This window comes from Pseudaeromonas pectinilytica, from assembly GCF_054780855.1.
In genome coordinates this window covers 16,510-37,911 of sequence record NZ_BAAGVN010000075.1, presented here as the reverse complement: position 1 = coordinate 37,911, position 21,402 = coordinate 16,510, and the positions used below count along the sequence as shown (strand labels likewise).

Below are 21,402 nucleotides of genomic sequence, written 5' to 3'. Positions count from 1 at the left end.
CGGGAAAAAAATCGGCCCAGATCCGCGAAATTTTAATCAGCGAGTCAGCTTGGGAAGAAATGACCTGCTTATTCGCACCTTCCATAGTGGTTTGCCGTGCTCCAGGCTGTCGGGGCGTGACTGCCGCCACAGAATGCCTATAATGCCCGCTGGATCACGTTTATCGTCCTATCCCGTTGAAGGAGTCATGATGAAGTTGCATTGGCTGACTGGCCTGTTGGCGGTTGCTTGTTCAATTCCCGCCTGGGCAACCCTGCCGCTCACCCCGTTCGAGCAGGCGCCCACCCAGCCATTGCCCCATTCGGCGACTATCTCCGCTTACTTGCGTACCCTGGATCAAGAGAGCCAGTTTGCTGCCGTTACCCGGTTGGGGATTTCGGCCGGTGGCCGCCCGGTAGAGGCGCTGCTGGTGTCCGCCGATGCGAGTTTTCTGCAGCAAGGTAAACCGGCGGCTGACAAGCCCACCGTGATGCTGCTGGGATCCCAGCATGGCAATGAGCCATCGGGCACCGAAGTGCTGCAGATCCTGGCGCGGCGGCTGCTGGATGGCGAACTGACACCCTGGCTGCAGCAGATGAATTTCGTCATCGTGGCGTTGGCTAATCCAGATGGCCGCGATCTCAACCGGCGGCTGAATGCCAAGGATGAGAACCCGAATCTGGACTTTATCGCCGTCGAATCCCCCGAGACCCGTATCTACATCGATGCCCTGGAGCGGTTCCAGCCCGATGTGGTGATGGACTTGCACGAAACCTGGAACGACAAGTGGCCGATGACGCCGAAGGAAGGCTTCCGTACCACCACAGATGCCCAGTTCGAGGTGGGTAATAATCCGAATCTGGACGCGGATCTCAGCCATTACGCCAACCAGGTCTACTTGCCGCGCCTCATCGAGGCGGTAGCCGATGCCGGTATTCCGGCCCAGCGCTATAACGAGATCTATTCACTCAAGGATCCGGTGCGCCGCGGTGGCTTGAGTCTCTCCAATTTCCGCAATTACGCCTCGATGCAAGGTTCGATGACGGTGCTGTTCGAGAATCGCCATGATGGCCAGGGCAAGTTCCCGACTCCGCAGAACATTGCCGAGCGGGTGCGCAAGCAACTGCTGAGCGTGGATAAAGCGCTGGAGCTGGTGCTGGTGGATCGGGCGCAGATCCTGACTCTGAGCCGGGATGCGCGCCACCGCTGGGAAGGCATCAAGGGCGAGGATCGCTTCGTCATGCAGTATGCCTTTGCGCCGAATGTCCAGGAGCCGAGCATTGCCGTTACCCTCAAGGATCGGCAGGGCAAGCAGGTGGTCAAACCCTTCCGTCTGGAAGATCAGATCGCCATCAAGGATGTGGGCGAGATCCCGCCCGGTTATGTCATCCGCTCCCAGACCCGGCGCTTCCGCGAATGGCTGGATGATCACCATATTGCCTATCAAGTGGTGCAGCAGCCGGAAACCATCCAGGTGACCCAACAGCGGGTCGCGGATATCAAAATTGCCGCCCGCACCAGCCCGGGTACCCGCGATTGGCTGGATGTGGTGCTGGATGAAAAAACGCTCAGCGTGCAGCTCAAACCCGGGGATGTGAAGATTTCCACCGCGCAACCCCAGGGGGCCCTCATCAGCATCATGCTGGATCCGCGCTCCTCCAATAGCCTGTATCAGGAGCCGAGCTGGCGGGCATTGCTGATGAGTAATCCACTGCCCTCGTCGCCGCTGGCCGAAGTCAGCCAGCAGTTGGCCAAGGATAAAGAGCAGCGCCACGCGCCGAAATCGGACTCCCGAAGCTAACCGGGGCTAAACGCTCAGTCGCGGGCGGCGGCGTCACGCCACTCTTACTCTTCGGTGGCGCTGCCCTTGCGCGCTTTTGGTGTCAGCGCTGCCGCTGGTTCGGCGGCCTTGCCACCCTTGAGGATTTGGCTTAGCGGCTCCCGCTGCTGGGCCAGATAGAGCCCCAGGGCCTCGCATTGACTCTCGTCCAGTGGGACTGGGCCTTGCTGCAATAAGCCACTCAGCTCATCTGCCATATCCAGCATCTTGTCGTAAGCATCGGCCTCTTTCTTGCTGACAAAGGTCATCTTTTCCTCGCCGTTCCGGACTACCACGTATTTGATCTCGACCGCCATCGATGAAATTCCTATGTATAAAGATACAGTTCTCTTATAACGGATCAGTGAGCTGAATGCCAGATTTAACTGTGCTGCCTCGCGGGGTATCGGCAAAAATGGCATAGTGGCTCACGCTGTTCCAGACAGCGGGTTCAGGATATACGCGGGACAAGGAGAGGGTATGAGATCCGGGGTTCGAATAGGGTGGCTGTTGCTGTGTTGCATGATGTTGGGCAGCTCGCCAGTCGGGGCAAAACGGCTCTACAGCTGGGATGATGAGCAGGGCGTGACTCACTTCTCCAGTCGTCCACCGGCCGATCGCAGCCGGGGCATTCAGGAGCTGAAAGCCAATAGCCAGGGCACTGTGACGCCGCTGCCGGAGAGTGAACGGCTCTATGCCGAAGCTGAAACCCTGTTGCAGGCTGGCGAGAGCGGCAAGCAGCAGGAAACCTGTGCCTACTACCGCTCGCTGTTATCCCGCTATCAGACCAAGGGCGCTACTGCCTTCAACCCGCAAAGTGGCAAGGCCGAAGTGCTGCATGGCAAAGCCGCGACCCAGGCGATCCGCCAGGCGCGGGATGCGGTGCGGGTGTACTGCCGACGCTAAGCGTTGCTAGTTTGAGAGCAGAGCTCATCAGGACCCTTCAGATCCAATAAGGCGTGGTTGTTCGTTCCCATTGCATCAACCGGCTATCCCGCCTTCGCTAACGGGCTGGCTTACAGCCAGGGCCAGGTCTGTTTACTGGCGGCCACCGCTACTATATAGGCAAACAAGACGAGGGCCAGCAGACCGAAGCCGAGCCGTCCACGGGCGCTGGGCGCGCGCTTGATGGCGAAGGTGCCCGCGACTATGTACAGCACTAATCCCACCAGCTTGGCACCGAGCCAGGGGCTGTTGACGAATGGAGCCTGCTGCAGGTGATAGGCCAGTGCCACGCCGGAGATCAGCAGCAGGGTATCGATGCAATGGGGCAGGATCTTCAGCCAGCGCTGTTGCAGTCGGGGATGGTTACGCACCGAGAGCTGTAGACGAAACACAAACAGCGACAGACTCAACAGGATGCAGAGGAGGTGCAGCTGCTTGAGGAACAGATAGCTCATTACTTTTCTCCGCGGTTCGGGGTGTCATGATTCTTGGAGGCAAAGAAGGGGCGCTGGATCTGGGTTTCCGGCTCATCTTCCTGGGTTGGGGTGTTCTCCCACGCCGACATGATCTCGCTGCGTCTATCTTCCTGATTGGCTTGCAGCATCTCCGCCAGAATATGCCGGTACTGCACGCTCTTGGTGATGTACATGCTCTCGTCATCGATGAAGGCGGTCTGCTCGCGCAGCAGCTTCTCATCATGCTGTTTGAAGGTTTGGCCAGTACGCCAGGCCTGATTGGCACGCACTCCCAGCTCCTTGAGGGCATTCACTCCCAGATCCACCGCCGAGCCGACCGTTTCCCGGTAGACCATGTCCACCCCTTGCTGCAGCAGCTGATGAGCATGAGGGCGGTCAATGGCGCGCACCAGCAGCTTGAGCTGCGGGAAATGCTTCTGTGCCAGCTCACACACCGCCAGTGACTTGGCTGGGTTGCCGACGGCTACCACCAGCAACTTGGCCTTGTGCGCCCCGGCGGCATACAGCAGATCCAGCCGGTCGGCATCACCGTAGAACACCTTGTAGCCGAATTTACGCAGCACATCGATATGGCCCGCATCGTTATCCAGAACCGTGGTGCCGATGCCGTGGGCATGGAGCAGGCGGCCGACCACCTGCCCGAAGCGGCCAAAGCCGACGATGATGACCGGGTTGTCGTGCTCATCAATCTTGTCGGCTTCCCGCTCTTCTTCCTGATCTTCGTAACGGCGCTGGACAAAGCGCTGGTTGAGGATCAGCAGCACCGGCGTCAGCGCCATGGACAGCGCCACCACCAGGGTCAGCAGAGAGACCAGATGGGCCGATAGCAGTTGACTCTGATAGGCCAGGGTCAGCAGCACGAACGCAAATTCGCTACCCTGAGCTAGCGCCAGGGCGAAAGTCCAGCGGTGGGATGGGTTCATGCGCGATACGCCGCCCAGTCCTTGCAGCACCAGACATTTGATCAGGATCAGCAGCGCCAGCAGGCCTAGTACCACACCTGGCTCATGGGCCAGCAGGGTAAAGTTGATGCCCGCACCCACCGAAATAAAGAACAGGCCGAGCAACAGCCCCTTGAACGGCTCGATATTGGCTTCCAGCTCGTGGCGATATTCGCTCTCCGCTAAAACCACACCAGCCAGAAAGGTGCCCAACGCCGGGGAGAGGCCGACTGACTGCATGGCCAGGGCGATGAGGATGACCAGCAGCAGGGCGGCGGCGACGAAGATCTCGCGCATGCCGGATTGGGCAATGAAGCGGAATACGGGCCGCATCAGATAGTGGCCGCCGAGGATGATGCCGCAGATGACCGCCGCAATCAGCAAGCCATCTTGCCAGCCTCCCAGGGTGGGTGCCGTATCGGGCACCGAGCCGCGAGCTGCCAGCAAGGGGATGATCGCCAGCATGGGAATGACGGCGATATCCTGAAACAGCAGCACGGCAAAACTGGCCTGACCGGATTCGGTTTTCAACTGCCGCCGTTCGGTCAGGCTTTGCAGCACTATGGCGGTAGAGGAGAGGGCGAGGATCATGCCGGTGGTGACCGCTTGCTGCCAGCGTAGCTCGAACAGCAGACTGATGATGGCGATGGCTACTGTGGTCAACAACACCTGGCTGCCGCCGAGCCCGAGTACCGGCCCCTTGAGTTGCCATAGCAGGGCGGGTTTGAGCTCCAGCCCGATCAGGAACAGCATCAGCACCACACCGAACTCGGCGACGTGCATCACATCATCGGTCTTGCCGACCACATTCAGCAGATAGGGGCCAATGATGATCCCGGCGATGAGATAACCGAGCACCGAGCCCATTCCCAGCCGTCGGGCAATCGGCACCGAGACCACAGCCGCGGTCAGGAAGATGAAGGCATCAAATAGCAGCCCGTCGGTCATCATAGGGCCTCCAGCAGATCGGTCAGATAGGTGGCTCGATGCAGCTCATCGGCGGGGAAGCGTTCATCCCGCAGCCCTTCCAGCAATTGGCGGTACTCGCGGGCGGTCTCCCGCAGCAGGGCGACATCCTGGATGGTGTGGTAGGAGTAGAGCACAAACGGCGGCAGGTAGCGCATGCCACACAGCCAGGCGGTCTGCTTGAACGGTAACAGGTATTCGATGACAGCGCGGCGATTGTGCCCCTGAGAGGTGTAGGACTCCTGACTACCGCCCGTGGTGATCACCGACAGCAGGGCCTTGCCCCGGAGCGCGTGGCCGTCGGGGCCGAAGGCGAAGCCATATTCCAGTACCTGATCCATCCACTCCTTGATAATCGCCGGGCTGGAGTACCAGTACAGCGGGTGCTGGAAGATGATGATGTCGTGATCCAGCAGCAACTGCTGCTCGCGCGCCACATCGATAAACATATTCGGATAGCACTGATACAGATCATGAATGGTCACCCCTTCCATCTTGCGCAATGCCTGCAGCAGAGCCTTGTTGGCATGGGAGCGGTGATAGCTGGGATGGGCAAACAGGATCAGTATCTTTTTCATGCTGGTCACAGGGCTCCGGTAAAACAGCGCTAGCGCGGACGGGAAGGCTCGCTCGTGTGGAACGATGGATCCGCGCCAGTCTAGGGGCTAGGAAATTGTGAAGCAAATCAATTATCGAGCGTAACGAGATCCCTATGGCAACCCGAGGTGTCAGCCGCAGCGTGACGGGTCAGTGACTCATTCTGTCATGCTGTACGGTCAGGTATGAAGCTGCTGTTCCGTGGTGCTCATCTGGTGGAATCCCCTGTTGTCAGTGTAAGCGGCGAAAGAGGGTTCGTCAGCTCGCTATCGTGCTCCGCAAGCCGTCAGCGATTTGCTAGCATGGCGACAGCCTCCCTTCTTCAAGAGTATTGCCTGTGTCCGAGTCGCTCCCGAGTCCGTCGTCCTCTGCCGTTGCTGCACCTCCCGTACCGCCTATGGCTGCCCGCCATGATCACTCGTTGCTGATGCATGGCGAGCAGCGCTGCGATCCCTACTACTGGCTGCGGGATGACGCCCGTCAGGATCCGGCCGTGCTGGGGTACCTGCAGGCGGAAAATGAGTACTGCCAGCAGGTGATGGCGCCGCTGCAAGGGCTGCAAAAAAAACTGTACCGCGAGATGCGGGCCCGGCAAAAACCCGACGATAGCTCCTTGCCCTATTGCTATCACGGTTACTGGTATGTGACCCGCTATGAGGCCGACGCCGAGTTTCCGCGCTACGAGCGACATCCGGGCTCCCTAGAGGCGCCGGTGGAGCTGCTGCTGGATGCCGAGAGTCGGGCGGCGGCGAGTGACTACTACGAGCTGGGAAGTCTGGAGGTCAGCCCGGATGAGCGTTATCTGGCGGTGGCGGAAGATTGGGTCTCCCGCCGTCAGTACCGCATCCAGATCCGCGATCTGCAGCAGGATCTGTGGCTGGAAGAGAGCCTGGAGTCCTGCTCGACCGAGGTGGTGTGGGCGGCCGATAGCCGTAGCTTCTTCTATATCCGTCTGGATGAGGAGACGCTGTTGCCTTACCAGGTGTGGAACCACCAACTGGGCAGCCCCATCGAGAGCGATCGGCTGGTGTATGAAGAGTCCGACCCCAGCTTTTATCTGAGCCTGGAGCAGAGCCGCTCCGAGCAACTGCTGCTGATTTCCCTGCAAAGCACATTGAGCTGTGAAGTCTGGTGGCTGCCGTTGGATACTCCTCACGGGGAGCCGGTCTGTTTTTTACCGCGGCGACGGGGGCACGAATATCAGCTCGACCACCTGGCCGGTGATTTTTATATCCGCTCCAATGCCCAAGGCAGCAACTTTGGTCTCTATCGTCTGCATGCCGATGACCAGCGGCAAACTGGCGCCGTCGAGTCGGAGTGGCAGTGCCTGCTGCCCTCCCGCGAGAGCGTATTGCTGCAGCAGTTCGAATTGTTTAACCAAGCGATCCTGGTCGAGGAGCGGCAGGACGGCCTGAGCCGCTTACGGCAGTTGACCTTGGCCGGCGACGAGGTGCGGGCGGTGCAATTTGCCGATCCCTGCTATGTCACCTGGCTGGGGTATAACCCGGATCCGGCCAGCGTCGAGATCCGCTACGGCTACAGCTCCCTGACCACGCCAGTTTCCACTTACGCCCTGGATTTAGGGCTGGGTAGCCAGCATCTGTTGAAGCAACAACCTGTGCTTGGCCGCTTTGATGCCAGCGCCTATGGCAGTGAACGCCTCTGGGTCCAGGCGCGGGATGGCACCCGGGTGCCGGTCTCGCTGGTGTATCGTCGGGATCTGTTCGTCGCCGGAAAAAATCCGCTGCTGGTGTATGGCTATGGTGCCTATGGCTTGAGCGAAGAGCCGGATTTTTCCAGCAGTCGTCTGAGCCTGCTGGATCGCGGCTTCGTGTATGCCATCGCCCATGTCCGGGGTGGCGAGGAGCTGGGACGCCACTGGTATGAACAGGGGCGGGGTGAGCACAAGCTCAACAGCTTCCATGATTTTATCGATGTCACCCGTGGCCTGATTGCTGCCGGTTATGCCGACCCCGGGCGGGTGTTTGCCATGGGCGGCAGTGCCGGTGGCCTGCTGATGGGGGGCGTCATCAATATGGCTCCCGAGCTCTATCTGGGCGTGGTGGCGGCGGTACCGTTTGTCGATGTCCTGACTAGCATGCTGGATGACTCCATTCCTCTGACCACCGGCGAATATGACGAGTGGGGCAATCCCCATCAGGAGGCTGATTACGCCTGGATCTCGCGTTACAGCCCCTATGATCAGGTCCGGGCGCAGGCTTATCCCCATTTGCTGGTGGTGAGTGGTTTGCATGACTCCCAGGTGCAGTATTGGGAACCGGCCAAGTGGGTCGCTAAATTGCGGCATGAGAAGACTGATAACCACTGGCTGCTACTGCATATGGACATGAGCGCCGGGCATGGCGGCAAGGCCGGACGCTATCATCATCTGCACGATGTGGCCCGGGAATATGCCTTCTTGCTTCACCTAGCAGGCATCGCCGGGTAATCGGTTCTGAACGGGCATATTTTCCATACCGTTTTGCCGGTTGGCGGCGTAGACTTGTGGCAAGTATTCATAGTCTGAACAGACCGGCCCCGGCCGGATAAAAAGGAGAAATCCATGTCTGTACAAGAACAGGTTCAAGAGACGTGTGAGGCGTGTGGTTGTGTGGCTGAAATCGGCAGCATTATCAACGAGGGCGATGATCTCATCACCCTGACCGTCGAGGCAGCCGATGCCGCTTCAGCTGAAGCCCGGCTGGATAAATTCGTCGAACTGGCTCGCGCGATTTACAGTGATGTGGTGGTTGCCAAAGAGATGCAAACGACTACCGATGGTGTGGTATTGAACTGCAGCCTGACCTTCAGCTGTACTGCTGAAAAAATCATCTTCGAGATGCGCTCCCGCGCGATCTGAGTCACAAAAAACGGGGGGTTCCGGCCCCCCGCTGTGTATAAAGCTCCCCTCCCGTTCAGCTTCCATTCAGGTACATTAGGGTTTAATGCGGTGTTTTCGGTGAACAGAAAATCGACAATACGCGATGAGAAACCTAATTCAAGGTCTGTTGTTGCTCTGGTGTCTGGCCGCTTCTGCTGCCCACGCCATGGCCCTGACCGACAAAGCGGCCACCCGTAAAGGCGATTTGGATGAGATGCTCGATGACCGTCTGCTCCGAGTGCTGGTGGTCTATGACAACGCCAATTTTTATCTCCATCAGGGACGTCAGGACGGCTTGAATGTCAGCCTGACCCGTGAATTCGAACGCTGGCTCAACCAACGCTATTTCGCCGGCCAAAAACTGAAGATGAACATGGTGCTGGTGCCGGTACGCCACGATCAGCTGTTGCCAATGCTCAACGAAGGCAAGGGCGATCTGGTGCTGGCGAACCTGAGTGTGACCGACAGTCGCCGCAAGCTGGTGGACTTCTCCATTCCGGATATGACAGGTCTGCAGGAGTTTCTGGTCAGTAGCGACAAGGTGCCCCAGATCCGCAATCTGACCGAACTCTCCGGCAAACATGTCTGGGTGCGCAAAAGCTCCAGTTACTACGAGAGCCTGCAGCTCCTCAACGAGATGCTGGCGACGCTGCACCTGACCCCTGTCTATATCGAGCAAGCAGATGAATCCCTGCAGGACAGCGATCTGCTGCAGATGGTCAGCCTGGGAGAGATCCCCTACACCTTGGTCGATAGCCACAAGGCCAAACTCTGGAACCCGGTTTTCAGCGGGTTGCGGGTTCATGATCAGGTTCCGCTGCGTAAAGATGGCGCCACGGCCTGGGCGTTTCGCAAGAACAGCCCGCAGCTGGAAGGCGAGGTGAATGCCTTCTTGCAAGAGTACCGTGCAGGCACCGCCAAGGGCGCACCGCTCTACCGCCGTTACTTGCAGCAGGCTCCCGGCATCGCCCAGCGTTTCCTGCGTGGCGGTACTGAGCGGATGGGATGGTCGGTGGCGGATTTCCAACGCTATGCGCCGCTGTTCCAGCGCTATGCCGAGCGCTATCAGCTGGACTGGATGATGCTGTTTGCCCAGGCCTATCAGGAGTCCACCCTGAACCAGAGCGCGCGCTCCAGTCGCGGAGCCATGGGCGTGATGCAGGTGTTGCCGAGTACTGCTCGCGAGCCCTATATCAACGTGCGCAACATTGCGACTTTGGAGAACAATGTTCACGCCGGTACCAAGTACATGCGTTACATGATGGACAACTATTTTGCCGATGCCGAGCTGGATGACAACAACCGGGCCTTGTTCACCCTGGCGGCGTATAACGCCGGGCCGAACCGGATTGCCCAGTATCGCAAAGAGGCGGCACGGCGCGGTCTCAATGGCAACATCTGGTTCGATAATGTCGAGAAAGTCGCCGCGACAAAAGTGGGCGCCGAGACGGTGCAATACGTCAAAAATGTATCCAGCCGCTATGTCGCCTATCGTCGCTCCTTCGAGCTGAATCAACAGCGCAAGCAACTGCGTCCCCGCTGACTCTGACGCTCACCTCGGGCGTCAGGCCAGAGATGTGACAGCGTCCGGCTCTGGCGTCCAGATGCGGGTTGTCAGCTGATCCGGATGGCAGAAGAAATAACTTTCGGCCATGGCGCACGCATCCGCCGGATGGTGCTGACTGGTGGTCAGCCCATCGTCCGGGGCGAGTGGATTGTGGGTCCTGAGTCGCAGTGCGAGTCCGGCTGCCGACTGGGTATCCTGCTCTATCCAGGCCCACAGTGGCTCCTGCTGCTTGCCGGCGAGACGCGGTTCACCCAGCAACTGAATATGTTCCTGTTGATCGATCATCGGCCGATCCTCCTATACCCTGCTGTTCGCCTGCCCATGCTGCAGGGCGTCTATGACGAAACAATGAAACTTCCTGCGTTGATCTAGCAAACCCTATGCCTGTCACATCGGGACCGTTATGCTGGATTTGAGTCGAGCCGACGGAAGGATCAGCCCATGGACCGCCAGGACACTATCCCACCCCTTGCAAACGGTGTTGCCGCCCAGGCCGCACTGGTGACTGACGGTGAACAGGCTTTGACGCTGCGGCTGGCCCTGATCCGGGAGGCGCGCTACAGCATTCTGGCCCAGTACTACAGTTGGGAAGAGGATGTCAGTGGCAAGCTGCTGTTGGGGGCCTTGCTGCAGGCTGCGCATCGGGGCGTCAAAGTCCGCATCCTGGTGGATGATCTCTATTCGGGCTCCAACCGCTATCTGGAGTCTCTGGCGGTGGAGCCCAATATCCGGGTGCGAGTCTTCAACCCGTTCTGGATCCGGCTAGGGCGCCCCTGGTTCTGGTTGCTGGAGATCCTGTTCAGCTTTCGTCGCCTCAACCATCGGATGCACAATAAATTGCTGGTGGTGGATGATGACTGGGCCATGGTGGGGGGGCGCAATATTGGCGACGCTTACCTGGGACTGCCGGCCGAGCATCAGTTTGTCGATCTGGATGTGCTGCTGCGCGGTGCCGTCTGTACCGACCTGGCGCGCGGATTCCTCACTTACTGGCGTGGGCGTTGGAGCCATGTCTGCCATCGCCTTGGCTGGTTCGGCATTCCCGAGCCGATAGCTATTGCCAATAATGCTTTTCTGCTGGCACTCACCGAGCCTGAGGTGGCCCGCCTGTTTGGCGTCGCCGAGGCGCATTTCAACGGCTGCTTGCGTAGCTTGAGCTGGCACACAGTGCGGGCTCAGGTGGTCGTGGACTCCCCCGACAAGGGATTACAGGTGCGGCGTCATCCCTCCGCCGCGACCCGGGCCTTGCTGGATCAACTGGGTGAGGTCACGGCGAGTTTGCGGATTGTCTCGCCCTACCTGGTGCCGACTCGGCCTTTGTATCAGGGGTTGCGGCGTTTGTTGCGCCGCGGGGTCGGGGTCCTCATGTTGAGCAACTCATTGGCGGGCACCGATATGCCGCTGGCATATTCCGGGTATCGTACCCGCCGCAAGCGGCTGTTGAATGCTGGAGTTCGCCTGTTCGAACTGCGCCCTGGGAACCAGCGTTGCCTGCATGCCAAGCTGGCGCTGTTTGATGACAGTCATCTGCTGGTGGGCAGCCTGAACCTGGATCCGCGCTCTTCCTACCTGAATACCGAGATTGCGCTCTTGTTGCATGGCCAGAGCCTAGCCGCCGAGGTGCAGTCGTGGCTGGATCTCATCCTGACGGAAGATTCGGCTTGGCCCCTGTGTCTGAGCCAGGGGCAGGTGCGGTGGCCACAGAGTAACGTTGAACCACAGACCAGCCGTTGGCAACGCTTCTGGGTGACCCTGGTCAGTTATTTGCCGCTGCGGGGCTTGCTGTAGCACTCCGGCGCCGGTTTGGCGCGCCTGCAACAACACGGTATGATGCAGCACTTTGGTTTATCCGGGAGCGATTGTGGGGATCCGTGCACAGCAAAAAGAGAAGACCCGCCGTTCGGTGATCGACGCCGCGTTCAGCCAATTGAATGCCGAGCGTAGTTTTTCCAGTCTCAGCCTGCGCGAAGTGGCACGGGAAGCCGGCATTGCACCGACCTCGTTCTATCGCCATTTTCGCGACATGGACGAGTTAGGCCTGACCATGGTGGACGAAGGCGGGTTGACGTTGCGTCAACTGATGCGCCAGGCCCGGCTGCGGATTGCCAGTACCGGCGGGAGCGTGATTCGCACCTCGGTGCTGACCTTTATGGAGTTTATCGAGAATAACCCCAACGTCTTCCGTCTGTTGCTGCGTGAGCGTTCCGGTACTTCGGCGGCTTTCCGCCAGGCCGTCCAGCGGGAGATCCAGCATTTCATCGCCGAATTGGCCGATGATCTGCAAAAGAAATCCGGATATACCCCCTATGATGCCAATGTGCAGGCCGAGGCGATGGTGACCATCGTCTTTCATGCCGGAGCCGATGCTCTGGATCTGGATCCGGCACTGAGAACCGAATTGGCCGAGCGAATTATCTATCAACTGCGGATGATTGCTCGGGGTGCGGATTTTTATCACAAACCGCGGACTTGATTGGCTCGTGACAGCGTAACGGCGTTCCATCGGCATCTGGCGGATCGATGTGTAGGAGATTTGCTCTATTCTCTGTAGGCCGACGGGCTGGCATTTGTTGGGGAATAGCTTGCACTAGTGTATCTCATGGTTATAAATCAAATGGTTACATTATCCTTTCACCTCGGCTGACACCGAGTGCCCGGCGCTGCTTGCCTGCATGGACTTGTTCATCACTCCTCTTGGCTTACTATGTCTCTATACCGCTGCCACATCGATCCAGGATGGATGATGCAGGATACCGGCAGGGGTGGTCACAGGAGTGACGCATGGATGATGGATTCAGGAATCATGAGCTGGCTCGAGGATGAGCTCGCCGACAGGATGTCATAGGGACGGGTCCGGAGTGGCCAGGGTCAGGGAGTCGCAGGGAGCAACATTCGTTCAGGGAAGTGCAAAAAAGACCGAACAGACCTTTAAGGGGCGACGCTAGTCGCCCTTTTTCTTTTTAGCGTTCATTGCATTTTTTTTCATTTTCTATGATCAACTATTCATTTCAAGTGAAAGGGTTTTCAGTCGATATTCGCTGCCACATGATGACGACCTACGACGGAAGACTCACCCATAATGCTTCCAGAATGACTACTCATCGTGTGAGACATTTGCCATACCCTGCGTAAGGGAAAACGTTTTTCTTTCGTGCGCCAGAGACATGGATTGTTTATAACCAATTGATAGTAAAATAATAAATGTTCTCCTGCATGCCGAAGACGAGAAAAGATTTAGCCAATGGCATTGCTGATCCAGCCAGGATCCTTAGTATTAACAGGGCAGGACGCAATGAAGTTGACCAAGAAGGTCGGCTGCCAAGGTAAGGCGCAGGAATCCCCACAGGATGTGGGCAAGGACACCTCCCTGGAGGGAGATAGCACAGCGAGTACGGATAACTCGTTATGCCAGGATGGCTAAAGGACACCCCAAAGGATTTGGGAAGTGGAAAGCCTAAAGGACGAGCTTAGTCAGGGATTGCAGGGAGCAATACTGTTCAAGGATTCGGACAGCTAAGACCTAATGGGGGCGACGAAAGTCGCCCCCTTTTCTTTGTGGCCGCCAGATGGCTGGAGACCATCCGACACCCGATCCGGATGAGCTATTCCGGGGTTCGTACTTTTTCCTGTAGTGCGGCCAGACGGCGACGCTCCTGGGAACTCAGCCCCAATTCATCGCAAGCTTCATCAAAACTTTTGCCTAAATGGCACATAATCAGCTCGATGGCTGGTAGGTAACTACTCAATCCGCTATCCATCGCTATATCCTACTGTTGATTATTTATGCTGATTTTTTAATTTATTATTAAGACGTGGTCGATGGCAAGCCATTCGCTCTCGGCTCTAGAGCGAATGTGATCCAGGCAGCACTTTCCCGGTTGTGCAAAAAATCCGCTTCTTCTTGATCATAAACAGGATCGAGAAACCCATAAGATGCTTTACTCTGGCATGTTATAACTTTCTGGAGATGAGCAATGACGGAATCCATTCATGGTCACGAAGTGATGCATTTGATGTTAGAGCTGGGCGGTACCTTCACGCGCGAGAGCCTGAAGTTGGCAATCCATGAGCGGTTTGGTTCCACGGCGCGTTTTCACACCTGCAGTGCCAGCGATATGGATGCCGAGACCTTGATTGAATTCTTACGCGAACGCGGCAAGTTCGTCGATCAGGACAGTGGCTTCAATACGGAAGCCGAACGGATTTGTAATCACTAGGCATAATGATTGCGATAGCCCGCTCTGTCGCAATCTAACCTCTGCTCTGCTATATTCCGGCCAGAATTTTGTTCTGTAATTAACCGGATGTTCCGCTATGGATATTATTACCGCTGCCGTCATGTTGTTTCTAATTATGGACCCGGTCGGCAACCTTCCTGTGTTTTTATCGATCCTGCGCCATTTACCCGCCGAGCGTCGTCGCAAAGTCATGATCCGGGAGTTGCTGATTTCTCTGGTCGTGCTGTTGTTGTTCCTATTTGCCGGTCAGGAAATTCTCAATCTATTAAATCTCAAGCAGGAGGCGGTGAGTATCTCCGGCGGTATCGTGCTGTTCCTGATCGCGATCCGGATGATTTTCCCCAGTGAGGGCGGGGTCACCGGCTTACCGGAAGGGGAGGAGCCCCTGATTGTGCCCATGGCGATCCCGATGATTGCCGGCCCTTCGATCCTGGCGGCATTACTCTTGTTAGCCCATCAATACCCCCATCAGATGACTGACTGGACTCTGGCTCTGTTGTTGGCCTGGAGCGCCAGCTCGATCATTCTGATGTTCTACGAGCAGATTAATCGCATGCTCGGCGATCGAGTATTGCAGGCGCTGGAGCGCCTGATGGGTATGCTACTCGTCATGATTTCGGTACAAATGCTGCTGGATGGCGCCGTGAAGTACCTTTCCTGAGTCATTTCCCTTGTGATGAATAACAACAGGCCGGTCCTAGACCGGCCTGTTGTGTTTAAGCGGCGACCCACATCCATTGCCTAGGTGGCCAGCAGAACTCGGGCCGTCTTGGCCGGAATGGTCAGTCGAATTTCCCCTTTGACCACTTCGAACTTCTCCCGGGTTTCCGGATCGGTAAAGCGGTTGGCCAGTGAGGCTGTTTGCCAGATGGGCAGGGTGATTGTTCGCGCCTTGGTCGGATGACGATTCAGCGCGGTAATCACCACATCACTCTCCAGAGTCCGGGCAAATACAAAGCTGTGTTCGCCCGCATACAGGGTGTGAATATCGCCGCGTCTCAGTGCCGGGTGGGTCTTGCGTAAACGGATCATGCGACGATAGTGATCGTGCAGCATGTGATTCCATTCGGTGCTATCCCATGGGAAGCAGCGGCGGCAATCCGGATCCTGACCACCTTCCATACCGACCTCATCACCGTAATAGATACAGGGCGTGCCGATATAGGTAAACAGCAGAGTCACAGCGGCGCGCATCAGGGCTTCATCGCCTTCGAGGATCGACAAAAAGCGAGCGGTATCATGGCTATCCAGCAGGTTGAACTGAGCCAGTTGATTGGCAAAGGGAATGCTGCAGCGGGCCTGTTTGAGCCACTGGTCAAACTCTTCGGCCGTGATCTTGACCGGGTGGTAGGCGATATCCTTGCCTGCTAGAAAGGCGCGAACCGGATGAGCAAATCCGTAGTAGTTCATGGCGCCATCTTCCTGATCGCCTTGTAGCCACTGGCTGGCTTCAAAGAAGTGCTCGCCCAGCACGTAAGCATCCGGATTTTCTTGCTTCATGCATTGCCGCATCTGGCGAACGTGATAGGCATTGCCCGCTGCAGAGCCATGTTCGCCCAGCATATGAATGACATCGAAACGCCAGCCATCAATGGCATACGGTGCCCGCAACCAGTGCCGCAGAATGGCATCTTCACCGCGATACACAACTTCCTGTACTTCCTGGCAGGAAAAATCTAGCTTCGGCAGATGAGACATCCCCTTCCAGCCGACATAGTTTCCGGTCTCGTCGAAGGTATAGAAACGCCGGGCACTGGCATGGGCCTGACTGGCAGCGGCAAACCAGGGGTGTTGATCCGAAGTATGATCTACTACCGCATCCAGCACGATGCGCATACCGCGCTGGTGGAGGTTATTGGTCAACTCCGCGAGTTGCTGATTACTCCCCAGGTGGGGGTCAACCTGGTAGAAGTCGATGGTGTCGTACTTGTGGTTGCTGGGGGAGGCAAAAATGGGATTCAGATACAGGGCCGAGATCCCCAGCGATTGTAGATAATGCAATTTACTCTGGATCCCGGCCAGATCGCCGCCATAAAACTCGGATGCCCCCGTGGTGTGATGGCTGGTGGCAACCGGTTCCCCCCATTGCTTGGCAATCACGGGATGAGTGGTATCACCGTATTGATACTCGCCACTCTGCACGCTGATGCTGGGATCGCCATTGCAAAAACGGTCGGGGAAAATCTGATAGAACACCTGATCCTGCACCCAAACCGGCGGTTTCTGTTGGGGATTGAAATGGAAATGGGATTGCCGGGGTGGCATGGCGGAAGCGACCCCCGCGGCATGAACCCACCATTGCTCCTGTTGTCCGATCGCCTTGAAGGTATAGAGGATGGTTTCCGACTCGGGATGGAGTGGCAATTCGCCACGCCAGATCAGCAGCTCACCCTGCTGACCACAGGGCCTCATCGGGATCAATTGCTCTTCGTTATCCGGCTCATGGCGAATGAAGAGCTGGCTCAATTCCAGCTCTTTGTGCACAAACAGGGTCAATTGTAGTTGGCTATTACTGGCTTTGAGCCAGGGCGTCACTTGGGAGTGGCAGAAAAACGGGTGTGGCATCAGGACTACTCGTACTCTCAGTTAGTCAGCATGGCGGCAAGTTCATTACCGTGCTGATGCAGTTCTTCCAGTCGACTGGCCAGGCAAGCGGCATCAATACCGAGATGCTGGGCCAGAGGCGTCGGGAAGCGCGCCACTATCACTTGGGGCGGCACGCCCGCATTCCAGGCGAAAGAGACAAACATGGCCAAACGGATGAGCACGGCCTCTTGGCTGATGGGCTCAAAGTTCAGGGGATCCAGTTGCTGGGCGATTGCGCGAACAAAGGTGTCCGATAGGCTCCAACGCCGCGCCAGTTCAGCACCGACCTGGCTGTAATCATACCCCAGCATCTCGCGTTGAGCATCGATTCGACTGCTGCCTCGGCTGATCGACATATTGATCAGACTCGCCTCTTCGGGCAATGCCGACTGGATCAGCAACTCGCCGATGTTGTGCAACAGGGCGCAGGTAAAGGCGGTTTCCGGTTCGATATTGCGGCAATCGCCAGCCAGAGCCTTGGCGATGGTGGCGACCTGGAAGTTGTCGACCCAGAATTTATTTTTGTCAAAGTTGGCCGGGGTCCGGAAGCTGGTCATCAAGCCCGAGGCGACGACCAGAGAGCGCAAGGCGTTGAAACCCAGACGGATCACGGCTTGCTCGATGGATGTAATTTCGGCCCCACGCCGGTAGGCGGCCGAGTTGGCCATTTTCAGCACTTTGGCACTGATAACCTGATCCATCGCGATTTTCTTGGCAATATCTTCAATTCGCGAATTGTCATCGGAGAAGTTTTGCATCAATTCATGCAATAGCTTGGGGATGACGGGTAATTGCTTAATCTTGCTGAAAATCAGATCCATCGACATGGTAGATACGGTCTCCCGACTGTCTGGGTATGAGTTATTTTGCCATAAACGAGTCGGATCTGATAATCACGACATCGACCCGATAACGCCTTCTGCTTTCGGTGCTGATGATCAGTTGATCCAGTCGGCAAGTTGATAGACAAGGGTATGACGGGAGCCCTTCAGTGTCAGCTGCTCTTGGGTCAATTGTAGCTCGCTACCTTCGCGCAGGGTGCTCAGAATGGCATTTTCGATCCAACGCCGATCTGCGGGACAGGCTTGCTTGGTGGTGCCGAGGCCATTGATCTGCAGCTGTTGCTGTCGTAACACGCCCTGACCGAAAAACTGGTTGCAACCGGTATGCCCATTCACCATCAGACGTTCACCGATCTCGAAATCAACCGGCTGACGTTTGTTCTGCACAATGTGTTGCTGATCGATAGACTCCAGCCGCCAGTGATGGTGCATCAGATGTTCTGCTGTGATGTCCGATGCACCCTGACAGGCACATAGCAAGGCGCAGCAGAACGCAAGTGGATAACGCAAGGCCATATGGGCTCCCAATCAGAGTTCCTGGCTCGAGGATAGTAACGGATCAGTTGTGAGCGAGCCTAGCATGTTTATCGCACCGGGAATGCGACATGGCTTGATGAAATGTGAAGGCTTTCAAGCAGTTCTTTTCTCTCTGGGCATGGATGGTCGAGGTGCGGGCATGCGTAGATGCTGCTTGGTCGCCGGGACACGCCACACATCCTATTGGTACACAAATTGCTTGAAACTAATTCGGTGCAGTGGTGTTGCTCCACGATGGTGCGCAACGCTCCGCAGGCGTTGAACAGGCCTGCCGGTAGTGTGATGGGCTCATTTTATCCCTGATGAAGATCGTCATGCGACGGTTACCCAGATGCGTTTGAGCAGCTTGATAGGCTACTGGAGCGCAATCTTGGGTCTTCATGCGAGGGGTTTAACGTGAGTTTTCCGAGCGAAATGCTGGCGAAGATGACGATGAAATCCCTTTCGAAACTGGATTTACATGCAGTCGCAAACCTAGGGGGGTATTTCAGGGTAATCCTATGACAGACAAGGGATTGCCAGACGAAAACTCCTCCGGCCATACAGCAGATTTCATGCATACATTTTCATTTTTTCGGAATATACTGCGCCGGTGAGTCATAATTTTGGTCAGGTTGTTGGTGCGAGGTGATGAGTCTGTCGCCTGCGTGGGCCGAAAGCCGACTTCAGATGAATCAATTGGCGCAGCTGACTGCCGCTGATTGGGATCCCGGTACTTGGTAAGGAGACGCTCTATGTTGAAAAAAGGAATCGTCACCCTCTCTCTGATGGCCGCGTTGGCAGCCGGAAGTGCGGTGGCTCAGGAAGAGAAAGTACTGCACGTCTATAACTGGAGTGACTACATCGCTGAAGATACGGTCGCCAGTTTTGAAAAAGAGACGGGTATCAAGGTTGTCTATGACGTCTTTGATAGCAATGAAGTGTTGGAAGCCAAGTTGCTCGCCGGCAACACCGGTTTCGATGTGGTCGTGCCAAGTTCCGACTTTCTCGCGCGCCAAATCCAGGCGGGCGTCTTCATGACACTCGACAAGAGCAAACTGCCGAATCTGAGCAACATGGACAGTGAAGTCATGACGTTGTTGCAGGACAAGGATCCTGACAACGCGCACTCTATTCCTTATCTGGGTGGTACCACCGGGATTGGTTTCAATCCGAAAAAAGTGGCCGAGGTCATGGGCCCGGATTTCAAAATGGACAGCTGGGATGCCGTGCTGAAGCCGGAAAATCTCTCCAAGCTGAGCAAGTGTGGAGTTTCGTTCCTGAATGCGCCGACCGAAATCTTTGCAACGGTTCTGCATTACACCGGCAAGGACTCCAATTCCACCAGCGTTGCGGACTATAAAGAAGCCGGCAAGCTGCTGAGCACTCTGCGCCCTTACATCACCTATTTCCACTCGTCCCAATACATCAACGATCTGGCAAATGGTGATATCTGTGTCGCCATCGGTTGGTCCGGTGATGTGATGCAGGCCGCCGCCCGTGCGCAAGAAGCCAATAACGGTGTCACCGTGGATTACGTGATTCCGAAGGAAGGCGCACTGATTTTCTACGACATGCTGGCCATTCCTGCCGATGCCAAGCATGTAGAAAATGCCCATGCGTTCATCAATTATCTGATGAAGCCTGAGGTCATCGCCAAGGTGTCGAATTATGTTTCCTATGCCAGCGGTAACAAGGCCTCCCTGCCACTGGTTGATGCTGCGATCCGCAACAACCCGAACATCTATCCGACGGATGAGATGAAGCCGAAGATGTTCACCCTCAAGGTGCTGCCGCAGAAGGTCAACCGTGAGCTGACCCGAGTCTGGACCAAGGTTAAAACCGGTAAGTAATGTCACTCTAATGGGGGCGCACAGGCGCCCCCTGATTGTTCAGGGAGAAAGACGGCCGTGGTAGATAAATTCGACAAGCCTTCCAGTGTTACCAAAGAGCAGCAACCGCTGCTGGAAATTCGCAATGTCACCAAGAGCTTTGATGGTGCCATTGCCGTTGATGACGTCAGTCTGACCATCAACAAGGGCGAAATATTTGCACTGTTGGGCGCATCAGGCTGTGGCAAATCGACCTTGCTGCGTATGCTTGCCGGGTTTGAACGCCCCACCAAGGGCAGCATCATTCTGGATGGTCAGGATCTGGCAGATATTCCGCCCTACAAGCGCCCCATCAACATGATGTTCCAGTCCTATGCCTTGTTCCCCCACATGACGGTGGAACAAAACATAGCATTTGGGCTCAAACAGGATGGTCTGCCGAAGGCGGAGATCGAGGCTCGGGTGCATGAGATGCTGAGTCTGGTGCACATGGAGTCCTTTGCTCGCCGTAAACCTCATCAACTCTCCGGTGGCCAGCGTCAACGGGTGGCTTTGGCTCGCTCCTTGGCCAAGCGTCCGAAGTTATTGCTGTTGGATGAGCCCATGGGGGCCCTCGACAAGAAACTGCGGGAAAAGATGCAGTTGGAAGTGGTCGATATCATCGAACGCGTCGGCGTAACCTGCGTGATGGTAACCCATGATCAGGAAGAAGCCATGACCATGGCTGGCCGCATTGCCATCATGGATCGGGGCGAATTCGTGCAGATTGGTGGGCCGGAAGAGATCTATGAACATCCGAACTGCCGTCTGAGCGCCGAATTTATCGGCTCGGTCAATATTTTCGAGGGCGTATTGGCCGAGGGTGGGCCGGATTACATGGTGATCCGCTCTGATTCACTGACTCATCCCATCCATGTCAACCATGGTGCCTCGGTAGCGGATGGCGTGCATCTGACTGTTGCTCTGCGCCCCGAGAAGATCTACTTCAGTACCGAGATCCCCAGTGATCACTTCAACTACGATGTGGGTGTGGTCGAGAACATTGCCTATATGGGCGATATTTCGATTTACCATGTCCGTTTGCCTAGTGGTCAGAAGGTTATAGCCACTCTGCCCAATGTGGATCGGTTCCGGAAGGGACAACCCACCTGGGACGATGAGGTCATCCTGCACTGGGAACCCGATTCTTGCGTCGTGTTGACTATCTAAGGGGTTAA

Annotated in this window: 21 protein-coding genes; 12 read left to right on the top strand and 9 right to left on the bottom strand. The window is 56.6% G+C overall.

The features are described from left to right. Nucleotides 1–187 precede the first annotated feature (187 nt). Complete coding sequence (locus ACYVG7_RS05865) at nucleotides 188–1,780, top strand: M14 family zinc carboxypeptidase (RefSeq protein WP_460882292.1); 1,593 nt, start codon at nucleotides 188–190, stop codon at nucleotides 1,778–1,780. A 44-nt stretch (nucleotides 1,781–1,824) separates the two neighbouring features. Here the strand turns inward: ACYVG7_RS05865 and ACYVG7_RS05860 are convergent, their stop codons facing one another. After that, nucleotides 1,825–2,115: a YebG family protein gene (locus tag ACYVG7_RS05860; protein WP_460882291.1), complete on the bottom strand. Its 291-nt coding sequence runs from the start codon at nucleotides 2,113–2,115 to the stop codon at nucleotides 1,825–1,827. A 163-nt stretch (nucleotides 2,116–2,278) separates the two neighbouring features. Between ACYVG7_RS05860 and ACYVG7_RS05855 the strand changes: the two genes are divergently transcribed. Next, entirely contained in the window at nucleotides 2,279–2,704 is a 426-nt protein-coding gene (locus tag ACYVG7_RS05855) for a DUF4124 domain-containing protein (RefSeq protein WP_460882290.1), read from the top strand. A gap of 110 nt (nucleotides 2,705–2,814) precedes the next feature. Here ACYVG7_RS05855 and ACYVG7_RS05850 read toward each other — a convergent pair whose 3' ends face one another. The 3 genes from ACYVG7_RS05850 to kefF are packed head-to-tail and all read right to left on the bottom strand — an operon-like array spanning nucleotide 2,815 to nucleotide 5,704. Beyond that, nucleotides 2,815–3,198 (bottom strand): SirB2 family protein, encoded by a 384-nt coding sequence (locus ACYVG7_RS05850; RefSeq protein ID WP_460882289.1) that lies wholly within the window; start codon nucleotides 3,196–3,198, stop codon nucleotides 2,815–2,817. After that, the gene (locus tag ACYVG7_RS05845; protein WP_460882293.1) at nucleotides 3,198–5,108 is read right to left on the bottom strand and encodes a monovalent cation:proton antiporter-2 (CPA2) family protein; all 1,911 of its coding nucleotides are present in this window, start codon (nucleotides 5,106–5,108) and stop codon (nucleotides 3,198–3,200) included. The genes ACYVG7_RS05850 and ACYVG7_RS05845 overlap by 1 nt, the downstream gene beginning before the upstream one ends. Beyond that, nucleotides 5,108–5,704 (bottom strand): glutathione-regulated potassium-efflux system oxidoreductase KefF, encoded by a 597-nt coding sequence (gene kefF, locus ACYVG7_RS05840; protein WP_460882288.1) that lies wholly within the window; start codon nucleotides 5,702–5,704, stop codon nucleotides 5,108–5,110. The genes ACYVG7_RS05845 and kefF overlap by 1 nt, the downstream gene beginning before the upstream one ends. A gap of 356 nt (nucleotides 5,705–6,060) precedes the next feature. Here kefF and ACYVG7_RS05835 point away from each other — a divergent pair, with 356 nt between their 5' ends. The 3 genes from ACYVG7_RS05835 (at nucleotide 6,061) to ACYVG7_RS05825 (ending at nucleotide 10,147) form a co-directional block, all read left to right on the top strand. Then, the gene (locus tag ACYVG7_RS05835) at nucleotides 6,061–8,172 is read left to right on the top strand and encodes a S9 family peptidase (RefSeq protein WP_460882287.1); all 2,112 of its coding nucleotides are present in this window, start codon (nucleotides 6,061–6,063) and stop codon (nucleotides 8,170–8,172) included. A gap of 114 nt (nucleotides 8,173–8,286) precedes the next feature. Then, complete coding sequence (locus tag ACYVG7_RS05830; protein ID WP_460882286.1) at nucleotides 8,287–8,583, top strand: DUF406 family protein; 297 nt, start codon at nucleotides 8,287–8,289, stop codon at nucleotides 8,581–8,583. Nucleotides 8,584–8,707: 124 nt separating this feature from the next. Next, complete coding sequence (locus ACYVG7_RS05825; RefSeq protein WP_460882285.1) at nucleotides 8,708–10,147, top strand: MltF family protein; 1,440 nt, start codon at nucleotides 8,708–8,710, stop codon at nucleotides 10,145–10,147. 21 nt (nucleotides 10,148–10,168) lie between these two features. Here the strand turns inward: ACYVG7_RS05825 and ACYVG7_RS05820 are convergent, their stop codons facing one another. Further along, nucleotides 10,169–10,456 (bottom strand): hypothetical protein, encoded by a 288-nt coding sequence (locus ACYVG7_RS05820; RefSeq protein ID WP_460882284.1) that lies wholly within the window; start codon nucleotides 10,454–10,456, stop codon nucleotides 10,169–10,171. Nucleotides 10,457–10,612: 156 nt separating this feature from the next. Here ACYVG7_RS05820 and ACYVG7_RS05815 point away from each other — a divergent pair, with 156 nt between their 5' ends. The 3 genes from ACYVG7_RS05815 to ACYVG7_RS05805 all read left to right on the top strand — a co-directional run bounded on the left by ACYVG7_RS05815 (nucleotide 10,613) and on the right by ACYVG7_RS05805 (nucleotide 13,592). Further along, nucleotides 10,613–11,959: a phospholipase D-like domain-containing protein gene (locus tag ACYVG7_RS05815; protein ID WP_460882283.1), complete on the top strand. Its 1,347-nt coding sequence runs from the start codon at nucleotides 10,613–10,615 to the stop codon at nucleotides 11,957–11,959. A gap of 73 nt (nucleotides 11,960–12,032) precedes the next feature. After that, nucleotides 12,033–12,644, top strand: coding sequence for an HTH-type transcriptional repressor FabR (gene fabR, locus ACYVG7_RS05810; RefSeq protein ID WP_460882282.1), 612 nt, complete (start codon nucleotides 12,033–12,035; stop codon nucleotides 12,642–12,644). A gap of 819 nt (nucleotides 12,645–13,463) precedes the next feature. Further along, the gene (locus ACYVG7_RS05805) at nucleotides 13,464–13,592 is read left to right on the top strand and encodes a hypothetical protein (RefSeq protein WP_460882281.1); all 129 of its coding nucleotides are present in this window, start codon (nucleotides 13,464–13,466) and stop codon (nucleotides 13,590–13,592) included. Nucleotides 13,593–13,773: 181 nt separating this feature from the next. Here ACYVG7_RS05805 and ACYVG7_RS05800 read toward each other — a convergent pair whose 3' ends face one another. Continuing rightward, complete coding sequence (locus ACYVG7_RS05800; RefSeq protein ID WP_460882280.1) at nucleotides 13,774–13,929, bottom strand: hypothetical protein; 156 nt, start codon at nucleotides 13,927–13,929, stop codon at nucleotides 13,774–13,776. A gap of 216 nt (nucleotides 13,930–14,145) precedes the next feature. Here ACYVG7_RS05800 and ACYVG7_RS05795 point away from each other — a divergent pair, with 216 nt between their 5' ends. Together ACYVG7_RS05795 and ACYVG7_RS05790 are read left to right on the top strand one after the other, a co-directional pair. Further along, nucleotides 14,146–14,388 (top strand): YecH family metal-binding protein, encoded by a 243-nt coding sequence (locus ACYVG7_RS05795; RefSeq protein ID WP_460882279.1) that lies wholly within the window; start codon nucleotides 14,146–14,148, stop codon nucleotides 14,386–14,388. Between the two features lie 97 nt (nucleotides 14,389–14,485). Next, nucleotides 14,486–15,070, top strand: coding sequence for a YhgN family NAAT transporter (locus ACYVG7_RS05790; RefSeq protein ID WP_460882278.1), 585 nt, complete (start codon nucleotides 14,486–14,488; stop codon nucleotides 15,068–15,070). Between the two features lie 80 nt (nucleotides 15,071–15,150). Here the strand turns inward: ACYVG7_RS05790 and malZ are convergent, their stop codons facing one another. The 3 genes from malZ to ACYVG7_RS05775 all read right to left on the bottom strand — a co-directional run bounded on the left by malZ (nucleotide 15,151) and on the right by ACYVG7_RS05775 (nucleotide 18,353). After that, nucleotides 15,151–16,974 (bottom strand): maltodextrin glucosidase, encoded by a 1,824-nt coding sequence (gene malZ / locus ACYVG7_RS05785; protein ID WP_460882277.1) that lies wholly within the window; start codon nucleotides 16,972–16,974, stop codon nucleotides 15,151–15,153. A 17-nt stretch (nucleotides 16,975–16,991) separates the two neighbouring features. Beyond that, nucleotides 16,992–17,822, bottom strand: a complete 831-nt coding sequence (locus ACYVG7_RS05780) for an HDOD domain-containing protein (RefSeq protein ID WP_460882276.1) — start codon at nucleotides 17,820–17,822, stop codon at nucleotides 16,992–16,994. Between the two features lie 111 nt (nucleotides 17,823–17,933). After that, nucleotides 17,934–18,353 carry an META domain-containing protein gene (locus ACYVG7_RS05775; protein WP_460882275.1) on the bottom strand — a complete coding sequence of 140 codons (420 nt, stop codon included), beginning with the start codon at nucleotides 18,351–18,353 and terminating at the stop codon, nucleotides 17,934–17,936. Nucleotides 18,354–19,108: 755 nt separating this feature from the next. Here ACYVG7_RS05775 and ACYVG7_RS05770 point away from each other — a divergent pair. Then, nucleotides 19,109–20,206, top strand: a complete 1,098-nt coding sequence (locus ACYVG7_RS05770) for an extracellular solute-binding protein (protein ID WP_460882274.1) — start codon at nucleotides 19,109–19,111, stop codon at nucleotides 20,204–20,206. Nucleotides 20,207–20,263: 57 nt separating this feature from the next. Next, complete coding sequence (gene potG, locus ACYVG7_RS05765; RefSeq protein ID WP_460882273.1) at nucleotides 20,264–21,394, top strand: putrescine ABC transporter ATP-binding subunit PotG; 1,131 nt, start codon at nucleotides 20,264–20,266, stop codon at nucleotides 21,392–21,394. Nucleotides 21,395–21,402 lie beyond the last annotated feature (8 nt).

Excerpts from the sequence above, each read along its gene's own strand:
- ACYVG7_RS05825 (WP_460882285.1), top strand. The coding sequence starts at position 8,708 with ATGAGAAACCTAATTCAAGGTCTGTTGTTGCTCTGGTGTCTGGCCGCT.
- ACYVG7_RS05805 (WP_460882281.1), top strand. The coding sequence starts at position 13,464 with ATGAAGTTGACCAAGAAGGTCGGCTGCCAAGGTAAGGCGCAGGAATCC.
- ACYVG7_RS05855 (WP_460882290.1), top strand. The coding sequence starts at position 2,279 with ATGAGATCCGGGGTTCGAATAGGGTGGCTGTTGCTGTGTTGCATGATG.
- ACYVG7_RS05815 (WP_460882283.1), top strand. The coding sequence starts at position 10,613 with ATGGACCGCCAGGACACTATCCCACCCCTTGCAAACGGTGTTGCCGCC.
- ACYVG7_RS05780 (WP_460882276.1), bottom strand. The coding sequence starts at position 17,822 with ATGTCGATGGATCTGATTTTCAGCAAGATTAAGCAATTACCCGTCATC.
- ACYVG7_RS05775 (WP_460882275.1), bottom strand. The coding sequence starts at position 18,353 with ATGGCCTTGCGTTATCCACTTGCGTTCTGCTGCGCCTTGCTATGTGCC.
- ACYVG7_RS05800 (WP_460882280.1), bottom strand. The coding sequence starts at position 13,929 with ATGGATAGCGGATTGAGTAGTTACCTACCAGCCATCGAGCTGATTATG.
- ACYVG7_RS05845 (WP_460882293.1), bottom strand. The coding sequence starts at position 5,108 with ATGACCGACGGGCTGCTATTTGATGCCTTCATCTTCCTGACCGCGGCT.
- ACYVG7_RS05865 (WP_460882292.1), top strand. The coding sequence starts at position 188 with ATGATGAAGTTGCATTGGCTGACTGGCCTGTTGGCGGTTGCTTGTTCA.
- kefF (WP_460882288.1), bottom strand. The coding sequence starts at position 5,704 with ATGAAAAAGATACTGATCCTGTTTGCCCATCCCAGCTATCACCGCTCC.
- ACYVG7_RS05770 (WP_460882274.1), top strand. The coding sequence starts at position 19,109 with ATGTTGAAAAAAGGAATCGTCACCCTCTCTCTGATGGCCGCGTTGGCA.
- malZ (WP_460882277.1), bottom strand. The coding sequence starts at position 16,974 with ATGCCACACCCGTTTTTCTGCCACTCCCAAGTGACGCCCTGGCTCAAA.
- ACYVG7_RS05860 (WP_460882291.1), bottom strand. The coding sequence starts at position 2,115 with ATGGCGGTCGAGATCAAATACGTGGTAGTCCGGAACGGCGAGGAAAAG.
- ACYVG7_RS05830 (WP_460882286.1), top strand. The coding sequence starts at position 8,287 with ATGTCTGTACAAGAACAGGTTCAAGAGACGTGTGAGGCGTGTGGTTGT.
- ACYVG7_RS05790 (WP_460882278.1), top strand. The coding sequence starts at position 14,486 with ATGGATATTATTACCGCTGCCGTCATGTTGTTTCTAATTATGGACCCG.
- ACYVG7_RS05795 (WP_460882279.1), top strand. The coding sequence starts at position 14,146 with ATGACGGAATCCATTCATGGTCACGAAGTGATGCATTTGATGTTAGAG.
- ACYVG7_RS05820 (WP_460882284.1), bottom strand. The coding sequence starts at position 10,456 with ATGATCGATCAACAGGAACATATTCAGTTGCTGGGTGAACCGCGTCTC.
- ACYVG7_RS05850 (WP_460882289.1), bottom strand. The coding sequence starts at position 3,198 with ATGAGCTATCTGTTCCTCAAGCAGCTGCACCTCCTCTGCATCCTGTTG.